We start from the raw sequence: 14,181 nt of genomic DNA on the forward strand, positions 1-14,181 counted from the left end.
AACTTATGTCAACATTCAAAAGAGTACATCTGATCGTTATGGATTCTGTAGGAATCGGCGAAGCGCCGGATGCAGCAGAATTCGATGACTTTAACGTCGATACGTTGGGTCACATTGCACGTGAACGTGGTGGTCTGAACATGCCGAATATGGCAAGTCTCGGACTGTCCAACATTGAACCAATCCAAGGTATCCCTGTGGCGGATAAACCTAAAGCGTATTATACCAAAATGCAGGAAGCTTCACGTGGCAAAGACACGATGACAGGTCACTGGGAGATCATGGGGCTATATATTGATACACCTTTCCGTGTGTTCGAGAACGGCTTCCCGGATGAGTTAATTCAGCGCATTGAAGAGAAGACGGGCCGTAAGGTCATTGGTAACAAACCAGCCAGCGGCACGGAGATTTTGGATGAGCTGGGTGCGGAGCATGTGGAAACAGGCGCGCTGATCGTTTACACCTCAGCTGACTCTGTCCTGCAAATTGCAGCGCATGAAGACGTTGTACCTTTGAAAGAACTGTATGAGATCTGTGAGTTCTGTCGTGAAATCACGCTTGAAGACCCGTACATGCTTGGTCGCATTATTGCCCGTCCATTCGTTGGTGAAGCGGGGAATTGGAAACGTACGGCGAACCGTCATGACTACGCGCTCAAACCATTTGGACGCACGGTGATGAATGAATTGAAAGATGGCGGTCTGGATGTGATTGCTTTGGGTAAAATCTCTGACATTTATGACGGTGAAGGCGTAACGAAAGCTGTTCGTACTGTGTCCAATATGGATGGGATGGACAAGTTGTCTGAGACGCTGGACGAAGAGTTCACTGGACTCAGCTTCCTGAACCTGGTTGATTTTGATGCATTATACGGTCACCGCCGTGATCCGCAAGGTTATGCGCAAGCCCTTGAAGATTATGATGCACGGTTACCTGAGATTTTTGCGAAAATGACAAACGATGATCTGCTGTTGATTACAGCTGACCATGGTAACGATCCAACCTACCGCGGCACAGATCATACGCGTGAATATGTACCACTGCTGGCTTACTCCCCGCGTTTCAGCGAGGGTAAAAAGCTTGAACTGCGTAGCACGTTTGCCGATCTCGGTGCAACCGTGGCAGATAACTTTGGTGTGAAATTACCGGAGTATGGCAAAAGTTTCTTGAATGAGTTGAAGTAAACCACTTTTAGGTGCGGATCTGTTAATTGCATTTTGAATAGTATCTTGGGCAGAGTGGGCATCTCAAATAGGACGTGTTGATCCTGCACTTGCCTGCTCTGCCGAGATACGAAACACTGCGCCTTGATGCTGAAGTCGAAGTAAGGGTCTGGGACATCTGAGTGACATAAGCTGCTCTAACATGGTTTGACATTGACATAACTGATATCCACAAGACTCGACATCAAACATTCGAGGTTATCGGTCGTACTAAAGATTATCTATTATCGGAGGAGATTACACATGAGTACACATATCGGAGCAAAACCAGGAGATATCGCAGAAACGATCCTTTTGCCAGGAGATCCGCTACGCGCCAAATACATTGCTGACACGTATCTGGAAGACGTTGTTTGTTACAACGAAGTTCGTGGCATGCTCGGTTTCACAGGTACATATCAAGGTCACCGGATTTCGGTGCAAGGTTCAGGTATGGGGATTCCATCCTTTGCAATCTATGCGAACGAGCTTATTAGCGAATATGGCGTGAAAAACTTGATTCGTGTAGGTACTTGCGGAGGAATGCAGGAACATGTACGTGTACGTGATGTGATCCTTGCTCAAGCAGCTTGTACCGATTCCAGCATGAACAAACATGTTTTCGGTGGATACGACTTCTCACCAATTGCAACGTTCTCGTTGTTGAAAGAAGCCTATGACCGTGCCACTGCAAAAGGCATGAAAATCCACGTAGGTAACGTATTTAGCTCCGATTCCTTCTATCGCGATGACCGTTCCGTGACAGAGAAATTGATGAAACACGGCGTGCTTGGTGTGGAGATGGAAACAACAGCGCTTTACACGATTGCCGCGAAATTTGGCGTGAACGCTTTGACAATCCTGACCGTAAGTGATCACTTGCTGACAGGCGAAGAAACATCAGCTGAAGAGCGTCAAAAAACATTTAACGACATGATGGTTGTGGCGTTGGATACAGCAATTACACTGTAAACATATCGAAACTGGTGTTGGAGCATGGAGTGGAGGAACCGGAATCGATTCTGGAGAAGCGAAGCGCTCGCCTTTGTCTCCAAATTTTGACCATGGAAATGGTGATCAGAGAAATTTGGAGACAACAGCGCTCGTAAGAATGATCCAGGTCCGCAACGGTCCCGCTCAACGGTATACCATAAAAACAATCCCTAATGATTGTATCGAAACTGGTGTTGGAGCATGGAGTGGAGGAACCGGAATCGATTCTGGAGAAGCGAAGCGCTCGCCTTTGTTTTCACATTTTAACCTTAGTAAAGGTGATTCAAGAAAAATGTGAAGACAACAGCGATCGAAAGAACGATCCGGGTCCGGAACGGCTCCGCTCAACACGTGTTCTAGACAATCCATTTTACAAAAGGAGAGATCATCATGAGAATGGTAGACATTATTGCTAAAAAACGTGACGGAAAAGAACTGACCACAGAAGAGATCGATTTCGTCGTTCAAGGATATACGCAAGGAGAAATCCCGGATTATCAGGTCAGCGCATGGGCGATGGCAGTATTTTTCAAAGATATGACGGATAAGGAACGTGCCGATCTAACGATGTCGATGGTAAACTCCGGCGAAACGATCGATCTTTCGGCTATTGAAGGTGTTAAAGTTGACAAGCACTCCACTGGAGGCGTGGGAGACACGACGACACTGGTACTTGCGCCACTCGTTGCTGCACTGGATGTACCTGTTGCGAAGATGTCTGGTCGTGGTCTGGGACACACGGGCGGTACTACGGACAAGCTGGAATCCGTTGCTGGCTTCCATGTTGAGTTGGAAAAAGAAGAGTTTATTCGTCTCGTAAACGAACATAAAGTAGCGGTTATCGGTCAAAGTGGCAACCTGACACCTGCGGACAAAAAGCTGTATGCACTTCGTGACGTAACGGCAACGGTAAACTCGATCCCATTGATCGCCAGCTCCATCATGAGCAAAAAAATCGCAGCAGGTGCAGATGCGATCGTACTGGACGTAAAAACAGGCGCAGGTGCGTTTATGAAAACAACAGAAGATGCTAAAGAGTTGGCACACGCCATGGTTAGCATTGGTAACAATGTAGGACGTAAAACAATGGCGGTTATCTCCGATATGTCCCAGCCACTGGGCCTTGCCATCGGGAACGCTCTGGAAGTGAAAGAAGCGATTCTTACACTACAAGGTAAAGGTCCGAAAGATCTGGAAGAACTGTGCCTGGCACTGGGACGTCAGATGGTATATCTCGCAGGTAAAGCAGATTCACTGGAGCAGGCGGAAGAGAAACTCAAAGAAGTCATCCAGAACGGTAAAGCGCTGGAGAAGTTCAAACATTTCTTGGCCAACCAAGGCGGCGATGCTTCTGTGGTTGATCATCCAGAGCGCTTGCCACAAGCACAATATCTAATCGAAGTTCCAGCAGATCGTGACGGGTATGTAGCTGGAATCGTTGCAGATGAGATCGGAACGGCTGCGATGTTGCTTGGTGCAGGTCGTGCAACAAAAGAGTCCGAGATCGATCTGGCGGTTGGTTTGATGCTGAACAAAAAAGTTGGTGATTCAGTGAAAGCCGGTGAATCTCTGGTAACCATTCATTCGAATCGTGAAGATGTCGATGCCGTGATTGCGAAAATCAAGGAAAACATCACCATTGCAGATCATGCCGATGCACCTGTGTTGGTTCATGATATCGTAACGGAGTAAAAGGATAAATAAGGTAGACTAGCGGGATAGATAAGCAGGGTAACGATGCACTCATGACTTACCTGCTGATTGCAGTCCGCTAGACTGCCACAAAACTGCCGCAAGATCCCTTACTGGCACACAGTTGTAGATACACACTTGTAAACATACAGGTGAACATAATATATGAAAGACGACGGAGCAGATATTAATCTGCCCGTCTTTTTTTGTTCGGAGACGACGTGCACGTAAACTCGAATACACGGCTGAGCACATAATGCGACAAACCTCAGTCCAATGTTCTGGTTCTCTAATGAACCGTGAAGAGCTACTTAGACGCTCTTCGTTAGTTAAAAATATTAAGATCATCGTGATTATCATCACCAGCTCGGCTACTAACTTGTGTCCAATATGGAGAGTGTAAAATGATCCAATGAGATTCATTTTCTAACGATCACCAGGAACGCTATGTGGGCTATTTCCCGCGTTTAAATATTCTAACGATCTCAGGAAACCTTATTTTAGGATTTTGATGTGAAAAAGGACATTTTTCTTGTGTTTTCAGCAAAATAAGCTCTCTGGTGATCGTTAGAATTTCAAAAAGCCTATTTTCACCTAAATAAGCTCATCTGAGATCGTTAGAATCCTGGAGCGGTCAAAACATACCAAAGTTACAACTGCACCTCTACTACTTATGGTGTTTTCTAAGTTACTTACGGTGTTTCTAAGTTACTCATGTTGTCTCTACTACTCCTAGTCTTATCTCGCATATCAGATTGTTCCTCTTCAGACTCATGTTCTCTCACTTCTGCTCGCTCATAATCTTCTCATATGCCTTAACGGAATCGGCATTGGTATAAATATAAGGAGAAGCTGGCTGATTAATCGGTGTTACGGACGTTGCCTGAATTTCCATCGTATCTTTACCGTCGACTTGCGCGGAGCCAATGGTACCACGGATCTGTACCCAACTGTCCTTCTCAAACTTGTTGGCATCTGGAATATGAATCATTACGCCGAAAGGAGCTGCATCTGCCGGGCAACACATCACGAGAAAACGTCCTAATGCAAAATGAGATGTATGCTCCATGTTATCGTCCCGGTAAACAAATCCGGTCAGCATAATCTCTTTGCCTGTGAATTGGCGCTGGAACATATCGATGGTGCCGAGGGTTTCCGAGAATATCTCTGGATACACCTGGATGACAGGTTGTACGTATAACTTTTCTGCCAGCTCCGCGAATTCGCGGCTGTATTCATCCGGTGGTACAAACTGCACACTGGCATGGAATTCGGATAACTTGTCATTTTGCTGCTTTATACCTTGCGTGACCGTATAATCCTGCACGTTCAACTTAGCAGACGCGTCTGGCAGTGGGTCTTTACGCCTTATTTCAGGTGGAGTATACGTCAGAGATATTCCTTTCTGACTTGCCATCGAACTGCCTAAAGCTTGATCCGGTAGTAGAAAACCGAGCAATAGCGGCAAAGCAATCAAACCGTAAACCATGGAGCTACGAATCAGGCCGGAAGGTGGAGCATGTTCACAATCGCAATCGAATTCATTTCGACCCCAAAAAGCATGCCATGCCATAATAACAGCAATAAACAGGAGAGGAACTGCACAACCGAGAAGTAGCGTTTGCATCGTGGGAGCCAGATAATAATGTAGGGAATTGCTCGATTTGAGGTGCATAATATACACAGCCAGACTGCCAATCCAGCCTGCTCGAATGAGCGTATGCCACTGAATGACGATCCTTTTCGTAAAAAAGTTCTTGTTCATCGCATGATTAGCGTGAGCCATGACTTGCACTCCTTTCTTGTATGAATCTCATCTATGGATCATTTCAAATGAGGAGATACCACCCGGTAAACTTATTAACAACATTAATGATTAATGTTGTTAATAACATAACAAGTACTCTTCAGCTAGAAGCAGTTTCATCTCAATCATCCAAAGAAGTTCACGAGCCAAGACCCGGCAAAAACCAGAAGGATAATCGCCAGACTTAAGCCAATGACAAAACGGGTGCGGAAGGTGGAGAGTAACATAAGCGTGCTTTTGAAATCCAGCATCGGGCCGAGCACAAGGAAGGAAATCAGCGGACCCAAAGCAAACGTATGTGAGAAGGCTGACGCAACAAAAGCATCCGATGTAGAACATAAGGACAGAACATATGCAAAGCCCATCATAAATACATACGAGGCAACCGGGCCATTTCCCAGCGCAACAAGATCACTGCGACTCACAAATGTCTGAATACATGCTGTAATCAATGCTCCAATCACCAAATATTTGCTCATATCGACGAACTCTTCACCGGCATGGATGAAAAAGCTGCGCCAGTCCTTCTTATGGGAGTGATGATGGTCATGGGTGCCTCCGTGCGAGTGAGCGTGGACATCTGAATGTGTATGTGTTGGTTTATGAGAATGAGCTGAGGAAGCCATTTTGAACCCAGGATGTGTCTTTACTTCCGTCATGACCGTTTTGGGCATGCGCAGAGGATTACGTTTCACAAAAACATACACAAGCCCACCAACGGCAGCAGCCACCGCAAAAGCCAGTCCCATTCGAGCGATGGTGATCTCTGGATGACTAGGAAATGCCATGAGAGTTGCTGTAAACACAATCGGATTGACGACAGGACCGCTTAAAATAAACGTCACCGCGATATATGCAGGCATGCCTTTATGCATAAGCCGCCGTACAACCGGAATCATTCCGCATTCGCAGATGGGAAAAACGATACCGAGCAGGCCCGCCACAAGCACCCCGCCAACCGGATGTTTGGGGGTCATTCTTCGCACCATCTCTTCCGATACGAACCATTGCATCAGAGAGGACAGGAACACGCCCATGAGCAGAAAGGGGGCCGCTTCCAGAAAAATACTCACAAATACTGTTTTTATATTTTGCAACGCTTCGCTATTCCAGATTTTATTCAGATCCGGGGCGAACGCAATAACAACCGGAACCAGAAAGGCACAAGGAACAAGAAAGGTGAGAAGTTTCAAACTAGCTGCGATTCTCATGAAAAACCTCCGTTACTAGAACTTTGCTAGAATATATGCTTGTACTCGCTGTAACATACATCGATGCAGTCAGTTAATCAGTTATTTTACGATTAAAAGTTCGCTTGAATTTACTTAGTTGACAAGATAAGAGCAGATAAGGTATATTTCTCCATGTATTTAATAGTAATTATTACGATTAAATACATCATCTATATCAAGTACACCATTCATCAACCCTGTTTTCCATCTCAACATCCCAACAGCTTTGATGGATCTCTTTAATTCACCCATAAGAAGTGGAGGAAGCAATAATGTCAGTATCAGAAAAACAACAACATATTCAAAATCGAGTGCCAGTTACGGTTCTTAGCGGTTATCTTGGAGCGGGTAAGACGACATTGCTAAACCACGTGTTACATAATCGGGAGGGCATGCGTGTCGCCGTCATCGTAAACGATCTGAGTGAAGTCAATATTGATGCAGGGTTGATTCGGGACGGAGGCGGTTTATCGAGGATTGATGAGAAGCTGGTGGAGATGTCGAACGGGTGCATCTGCTGCACACTTCGTGAGGATTTGTTAAAAGAGGTGGAGCGGCTTGCGCTGGATGGGTCGTTCGACTACATATTGATTGAATCGACGGGCATTGGCGAACCCGTTCCTGTGGCTCAGACATTTACGTACATTGACGAGGAACTTGGCATTGATCTGACTCGATTCACTCGTCTAGACACGATGGTAACGGTGGTGGATGCCGCTCAGTTTTGGCGTGACTTTTATTCGAAAGAGACGCTTAAGGATCGCGGACAGGAAGCCGGAGAAGATGACGTGCGGGGCATTGTGCATTTGCTGACCGACCAGGTTGAATTTTGCGACGTTCTTGTGCTGAACAAATGTGATCTGGTATCCGAAGAAGAGCTATCGAAGCTGGAAAAAGCACTGCATGCGATGCAGCCAGAGGCCAAGTTGGTTCGCACGACGCATGGGCAGATTGATCCGAGAGAAATTTTGAATACCGGTCGGTTTGATTTTGAAAAAGCAAGCCAGTCCGCGGGCTGGATCCGCGAATTGATGAAAGAGGAGCATACGCCTGAGACCGAGGAATACGGTATTCATTCGTTTGTATATCACCGCAAACGCCCATTCCATCCCGAGCGCCTGCTGCGCTGGATTGCCAAATGGCCAGACAGTATCGTTCGTTCCAAAGGGTTAATGTGGATGGCTACTCGCAACCATATGGCCATTTCATTTAGCCATGCGGGTACGTCCAAACAGCTTGCACCGGCAGGAATATGGGTAGGGGCGATGAGTGAGGAAGAGCGACATCTTCATTTTGGCGACAAGCTTCCAGCTATTCCGGATTGGGATGAAGAGTGGGGTGACCGGGTAACCAAGCTGGTGTTTATCGGAATTGATATGGATCGTGCAGTTATTGAACGAACATTGGACGAGACGTTGCTTACAGATGAAGAGATGCAGATGAACTGGCGCGTGTTGAAAGATCCTTTTCCACAGTGGAGCTAAGAGAAGAAGTTGACAAAAGGAAAGGCATAGGCTACTATCATTAAATAGTAATAATTACGAATAAATAAAGGGAGGCAACACCATGAGAGTCATTGTAACCTTAGCATGCACGGAGTGCGGAGATCGCAACTATACAACAACGAAGAACAAGCGCAACCATCCAGAACGTCTGGAGATGAAAAAGTATTCACCTCGTTTGAAGAAGATGACGATTCACCGGGAAACCCGCTAAAAAATTTTGGTTTTTATAAATCGTAATATTTACGAAAAAAAGAAAGAGGTTAACCCATGATTTTATCTTCCATGCGTGATGTCGTATTTGGATATGGTAAAGAGCCCGTCATTGATCATCTGTCGTTGGATATTCATGTGGGTGAATTTGTCGGCATCACGGGGCCGAATGGCTCTGCGAAGACAACCATGCTGAAGCTGTTGCTGGGGCTCTTAAAGCCCTGGAGTGGTTCGGTACATATGAATACACAGCAGCTTCGAGGCAAAAAGCTGGAGATCGGTTACGTACCTCAGCAAGTAGCCTCGTTTAATAGTGGTTTTCCCAGTACAGTCATCGAACTCGTGCGATCCGGTTGTTATCACAAGTTAGGTCTTTTTCGGCGATTCACTTCGGACAAAGAAGCGATTGTTGAACGAAGCCTGCGTGAAGTCGGCATGTGGGAATACCGCAACGCACGTGTAGGAGAGCTTTCGGGCGGACAGAAGCAGCGAATCTGTATCGCACGAGCCCTGGCTGGACAGCCGCAAGTGCTTGTGCTGGATGAGCCCACCACCGGGATGGATCGGCGCAGTAGAGAAGGGTTCTATGAATTGATGCGTCACTATGCAGATGTTCATGGTCTCACCATCATTATGGTCACACACGGTCTCGAAGAAGTGGGTAACCGGCTGGATCGAACGATCACCTTGGAGAGACAAGAAAGTGAGGAATGGCAGTGTTTGAGTACGAATTCATGCAACGTGCTTTCTGGGCTGGAGGACTAATCGGAATCATTGCACCTATTTTGGGTGTATATCTGATGCTTAGAAGGCAGGTACTTATGGCTGATACACTTTCTCACGTTTCACTGGCAGGGGTTGCCCTAGGTTCGGTTATGAACCTGAATCCGGTTCTAAGCGGCTTCGCTGTTGCAATCATTGGTGCTCTGCTGGTCGAACAGCTACGGCGAAGCTATCGGACGTACAGTGAGGTGCCGGTTGCAATCATTATGACATCTGGTCTAGCTTTGGCTGTTGTATTAATGAGTCTAAAAATGAATCTTTCCAAAACCTTCAGTTCTTATCTGTTTGGTTCCATCGTCGCGGTGAGTAATATCCAGCTGTGGATGATGGCTGCGGTATGTTTGATTGGATTGACCTTTTTTTTCGTTTTGCGAAGACCGTTGTACAATTTGACATTTGATGAAGAGACTGCCTCCATTGGAGGCGTACAGGTGAAAGGTTTATCATTTGCCTTTGCGATACTAACCGGAATGACCGTGGCCTCTGCGATGCCGATTGTCGGTGTGCTGCTCGTATCTGCACTTATTGTATTGCCGGCAGCATTAGCTTTGAGGGTTGCACGCAGTTTTGCCGCAGCCATTGTTATTTCTATCGTTACAGGATTGATGGGCATTTTTAGCGGGCTCACCGCTTCGTATCAATGGAATACACCTCCGGGAGGAACCATTGCACTCATCCTGTTACTTTTCCTGTTGACTGGAATATCAGCCCAAAAGCTGATTTCACTATACAATCGTAAACGTCATCGCGCCGTTAAGCAGCAGACAGCAACATTATATATTCATTCAAAAAGCAACACATAAAGATGAAATGGGGAATTCAGACTATGAAATTGGGCAAAACTTCAGCGCTGGGAATTATCTTCAGTTTGGCACTTGTTGCAACAGGTTGCGGCCAAAAAACAACAACCTCCAATCCGGATCAAGCTGTTGCAGCTAGTACTACAGCGGCCTCGGAGCAAAAATTAAATGTAGAGGTCAGCTTTTATCCGATGTATGATTTTACGAAAAATGTAGCGGGCGATCTGGCTGATGTACATACGCTTATTCCGCCAGCCATGGAGCCGCATGATTGGGAACCAACGCCTCAGGACATCGCGAGCATTGAAAAAGCAGATGTTCTCGTCTACAACGGGGCAGGCATGGAGTCCTGGATGGATCAGGTCAAAGACAGCCTAAGCAATAGCAAACTTGTACAGGTGGAAGCCAGTCAAGGGATTAGCATTCGTGAAGGAGGAGAAGAAGAACATGATCACGAACATGCGGACAAAGCAACAACCACTGAAGAACATGATCACGCAGATGACGCCTCTGCGAAGGAAGGTCACGAGCATGACGCCGCAACAGGTGAAGAGCATGACCACGACCATGGCGGGCTTGATCCTCACGTGTGGCTGTCACCAGCGCTCGCTATAAAGGAAGTACGAAACATTGAAGCTGGACTTGCCAAAGCCGCACCTCAACATACAGATCAGTTCAAGCAAAACGCCGATGAATATATCGCCAAGCTGGAAGCACTGGATCGGGACTTCAGAGCGGCTGTGAAGGGCAGCAAACGGAAGGACTTTATTACACAGCACGCGGCTTTTGCATATCTGGCAGCTGAATATGGATTGCAGCAGGTTCCCATTGCCGGGTTGTCTCCTGAACAGGGACCATCCGCAGCACAGATGGCATCTGTCATTGATTTTGCCAAGGAACACAAAGTAAAAACGATCTTTTTCGAAACACTCGTTTCACCTAAAGTATCGGAAACCATTGCTCAGGAGATTGGAGCCAAAACAGCCGTGTTAAATCCTATTGAAGGTCTAACCGAGGATGAGGTCAAGGCAGGCAAAGACTACATCAGTGTGATGAGAGAGAATCTGGAAGCGCTGAAGCTGGCATTGAACGAATAGGAACTTCATTTGATGCTTTACACCGAAAAAGGTACAATATAACAACATGCTGAGGAATGAACGTGACCTATTCCTTTGCCTTTTGCGAAGCAGAGAGCACAGTGATGTGCTCTCTTTCGTTTGAGACGATTGGATATGCAGACCAGGAGGAACATGATGAACGTACATGAAGAATTTGAGGAACAGGAAGTGCTGCTCAGTGAACAGCCTGTCCATCTGTGGAGAAGACGAAAACAGGAACTGCTGCACTGGACCGAACGGGACAAACGAACCGTGTTACCCAAACGGACGGTGATGTGGAACGGGGTAGAGGTCGACGCCGAGCTGGTTCGAACATTAAGCCTGCTCCAGGAAGCAGGGGTGCAGACCGAGTTTTCATGTGCCGGGGTTAGTCCGCTGGATGAACCTGTCGATCATTCACTATATGCGTATGTGACGCTTATCCACAGCAAAGCCGCCGAACAGTTCGTGGACGATGCCATTTTGCGGATGCGAAATCGACTTTTGGTGACTTTTGAGAAAGGGCGTGGTCGATATGATCTATCTTCTTTTTTCATTGGGCACAATCGCAGCTTTTGCTGGTGGATGGAGCAATGCGCGCTTGACTTCAAAAGACGAAACGAAGCAGGGAAGCCTGACGTACTATAATGGATAGGCTCGCTAGTTGAAGGCAAGGAGGTTTGAACAGAGTGAACAAGTGGCTCAAAACGATCCTTTTTCTAATGGCCTCTGTATTTCTGACCCGATTCATCCCGTTCTCATCCTTGTTCCGTAATCTCGATACGATGATTCATGAATTCGCTCATGCGCTGATGACACTGGTTTTGTCCGGTAAAGTGTTACGCATAGAATTATACGCGGATCATAGCGGTGTCACGTATTCATCTATGCTGACATCGGGGAGAGCGATATTTGTTTCGCTGGCAGGATACATTGGTGCATCGCTTTTTGCATGGCTTCTGTTTTACTTGTACCGCAAAGGGCGGCACATGTGGGGCTTGGGAGTTATGACGGCTGTGGCACTTGTGTCGCTGGTGTTATATGTCAGAGGCGAATTCGGAATGTTGTGGTTGACCGGATTTATCGCGTTGAATGTAGTTATTATGATTTTTGGAGTGAAAATCGCGAAGTACTACTATCTGCTACTGGCCTTTATTACGCTCGAAGAGTCCGTCGTTAGTGCGATGTATATCGGTTGGGCATCCTGGACCCGTCCATCTCAGGCCGGAGATGCAGCCAATCTGGCGCAACAGACGTTTATGCCAGCTCTGTTCTGGGGTACGCTGTTTGCATTGTTTGCGCTATGGTGTGCAAAGGGAGCTCTTGCACTTTTCTTCCGAAAAGAAGGAACGGCAAGTCCCTCGAAGTCGAAATCCCGTGGATTAAACAGAGCATAGAACGTAATGTAGATAGGGCGACGGTCTGAAGGATGAAACAAAGAACACTTCCTTTTTCTGAAAAGGAGGTGTTTTTATATTGTTTTTTTGTTTTGTATCCCTCAGCATAATTTGCGAGTTAGTAGCAGCTCCCTTTGGATCGTGCGTAGTGTTAGTCCCCGAGGTTATCCCATAAGGCATAAAAATAATAAATTTCCTCCATAATCGCTTGATCATCCTGCGCCGCAATACCGCCCTGGATTCGTGCGAGTGCACCCAGAATATCATAAATGCTCTCACGCTCCACGCTGAATTGAATGCGGTTGACGATCCGATGCCAAGCTTGCATGGCATACTCGACCTGATCTTTGGCTTGAGTCCACTGCTTGTCCAGAACCTGCTTCTCCAGCTTCTGGATGGATTCCAGTAAGCGATCTTGCGTGCCAAAAGGTTTTTTGAGCCAAGGGCCGCTAATCATGATCACGATGAACAGCAAAAGCATGATAATGGGGATCGTATAGAGCAGCCATTTATGCTTTTTCATTTCCGAACCTCCCGGGACAAGTTTGGTCAGATTGTTTTTATGAGTTCAGATATACTAGATTCATTCAGATCAGTTACGTTTTTTTTCCTCATCCGTGCTGGTCATGTCTGATAACCGATCCTTATACAAATCGATATATAACTTGTCATTCGGTAAAATGGCAGCAAATGCAATGTCCTGAATCGTCAGGTTTTGTTTTTTCAATTGTTCGGTTAACCAGCTACTGTCCTTATTCCGTTCCGCCAGTTTTTCTTTCATTAATACACCGTCGATAATAAGCTCGGTCATGAGTTTCTGGGATGGTGGGTGCATGTGCATATCCTTTGCGGTTACGGGCTGATTCTCCGGTTTCAAAGCAATGGATAAGGTGCCATCCGGCTCTAAAATGCCATAATCGACCGTGGTCAGGTCAAATACATCCTTTTGCCGTAGCATCATGGTGAGTTCGTCGAACTTCACGCGCATTTGATTCAGATTTTGTTCCAGAATTTTTCCATTCTGAATGACCAGGGTGGGATCGGAGTCCATAATTTGGGAGAAGGCTCGGCTTTTCAGCGTAATGTATTGAAAAATGATGGTGATCAAGGTGAAGATGGTTAACGCTACAAAATGAATCCACGCTTTGGACGACAAATCCGTGGCAAACGTACCGGCAATGGAGCCAATCGTAATGCCGTTAATATAATCAAAATAGGTCAGGTTGCCCATTTGTTGTTTTCCCAGAACCCTCGTATAGACAATTAAGGTGAGAAAAGCGATAATCGCTCGCACAGCAACGACCGTAGTTTCCTCCATCATATATGCATCACCACCCTTTACACCCTCAATCCTTGCCCACAACGATGCAATTTATTCCTTATCACTCGAGGATCAAATCAACGTCAAAAAAACCGAAGCCCGTGAGCATATCACGAGGTTCGGTAGGAGTGTGAATCTGTTT

Annotated in this window: 14 protein-coding genes; 10 read left to right on the forward strand and 4 right to left on the reverse strand. The window is 46.4% G+C overall.

Translation table 11 applies throughout. From position 1 onward, the window contains the following. Positions 1–5 precede the first annotated feature (5 nt). The 3 genes from deoB (at position 6) to M3629_RS08370 (ending at position 3,887) form a co-directional block, all read left to right on the forward strand. Positions 6–1,184, forward strand: a complete 1,179-nt coding sequence (deoB, locus tag M3629_RS08360; RefSeq protein WP_154890359.1) for a phosphopentomutase — start codon at positions 6–8, stop codon at positions 1,182–1,184. Between the two features lie 282 nt (positions 1,185–1,466). Beyond that, a complete protein-coding gene (deoD, locus tag M3629_RS08365; RefSeq protein WP_056691414.1) occupies positions 1,467–2,174 on the forward strand; it encodes a purine-nucleoside phosphorylase in 708 nt (235 codons plus the stop codon). Between the two features lie 411 nt (positions 2,175–2,585). Then, on the forward strand, positions 2,586–3,887 hold the full coding sequence (locus tag M3629_RS08370) for a pyrimidine-nucleoside phosphorylase (protein WP_251504096.1): 1,302 nt from the start codon (positions 2,586–2,588) through the stop codon (positions 3,885–3,887). A 781-nt stretch (positions 3,888–4,668) separates the two neighbouring features. Here M3629_RS08370 and M3629_RS08375 read toward each other — a convergent pair. Next, the gene (locus M3629_RS08375; RefSeq protein WP_251504099.1) at positions 4,669–5,673 is read right to left on the reverse strand and encodes a TIGR03943 family putative permease subunit; all 1,005 of its coding nucleotides are present in this window, start codon (positions 5,671–5,673) and stop codon (positions 4,669–4,671) included. Positions 5,674–5,819: 146 nt separating this feature from the next. Beyond that, positions 5,820–6,905: a permease gene (locus tag M3629_RS08380; RefSeq protein WP_251504102.1), complete on the reverse strand. Its 1,086-nt coding sequence runs from the start codon at positions 6,903–6,905 to the stop codon at positions 5,820–5,822. A 293-nt stretch (positions 6,906–7,198) separates the two neighbouring features. On the opposite strand from M3629_RS08380, the gene M3629_RS08385 reads away from it, so the two are divergent. The 7 genes from M3629_RS08385 (at position 7,199) to M3629_RS08415 (ending at position 12,718) form a co-directional block, all read left to right on the forward strand. After that, positions 7,199–8,410 (forward strand): GTP-binding protein, encoded by a 1,212-nt coding sequence (locus M3629_RS08385; protein ID WP_251504105.1) that lies wholly within the window; start codon positions 7,199–7,201, stop codon positions 8,408–8,410. Between the two features lie 82 nt (positions 8,411–8,492). Then, positions 8,493–8,642, forward strand: a complete 150-nt coding sequence (gene rpmG / locus M3629_RS08390) for a 50S ribosomal protein L33 (protein WP_036613813.1) — start codon at positions 8,493–8,495, stop codon at positions 8,640–8,642. A 56-nt stretch (positions 8,643–8,698) separates the two neighbouring features. Beyond that, positions 8,699–9,406, forward strand: a complete 708-nt coding sequence (locus M3629_RS08395; RefSeq protein WP_154959282.1) for a metal ABC transporter ATP-binding protein — start codon at positions 8,699–8,701, stop codon at positions 9,404–9,406. Further along, a complete protein-coding gene (locus tag M3629_RS08400) occupies positions 9,352–10,227 on the forward strand; it encodes a metal ABC transporter permease (RefSeq protein ID WP_251504108.1) in 876 nt (291 codons plus the stop codon). The genes M3629_RS08395 and M3629_RS08400 overlap by 55 nt, the downstream gene beginning before the upstream one ends. Before the next feature lie 23 nt (positions 10,228–10,250). Then, the gene (locus tag M3629_RS08405) at positions 10,251–11,321 is read left to right on the forward strand and encodes a metal ABC transporter substrate-binding protein (protein WP_251504111.1); all 1,071 of its coding nucleotides are present in this window, start codon (positions 10,251–10,253) and stop codon (positions 11,319–11,321) included. Between the two features lie 153 nt (positions 11,322–11,474). Continuing rightward, positions 11,475–11,969: a hypothetical protein gene (locus M3629_RS08410; RefSeq protein ID WP_353056727.1), complete on the forward strand. Its 495-nt coding sequence runs from the start codon at positions 11,475–11,477 to the stop codon at positions 11,967–11,969. Positions 11,970–12,010: 41 nt separating this feature from the next. Next, complete coding sequence (locus M3629_RS08415) at positions 12,011–12,718, forward strand: M50 family metallopeptidase (RefSeq protein WP_090916441.1); 708 nt, start codon at positions 12,011–12,013, stop codon at positions 12,716–12,718. A gap of 151 nt (positions 12,719–12,869) precedes the next feature. On the opposite strand, the gene M3629_RS08420 is transcribed toward M3629_RS08415, so the two are convergent. Together M3629_RS08420 and M3629_RS08425 are read right to left on the reverse strand one after the other, a co-directional pair. Continuing rightward, complete coding sequence (locus tag M3629_RS08420) at positions 12,870–13,241, reverse strand: DUF4363 family protein (RefSeq protein ID WP_251504114.1); 372 nt, start codon at positions 13,239–13,241, stop codon at positions 12,870–12,872. 69 nt (positions 13,242–13,310) lie between these two features. Then, entirely contained in the window at positions 13,311–14,039 is a 729-nt protein-coding gene (locus tag M3629_RS08425) for a DUF421 domain-containing protein (RefSeq protein ID WP_251504117.1), read from the reverse strand. Between the last annotated feature and the right edge of the window lie 142 nt (positions 14,040–14,181).

The organism is Paenibacillus polysaccharolyticus (assembly GCF_023714295.1).
GTDB lineage: Bacteria > Bacillota > Bacilli > Paenibacillales > Paenibacillaceae > Paenibacillus > Paenibacillus polysaccharolyticus_A.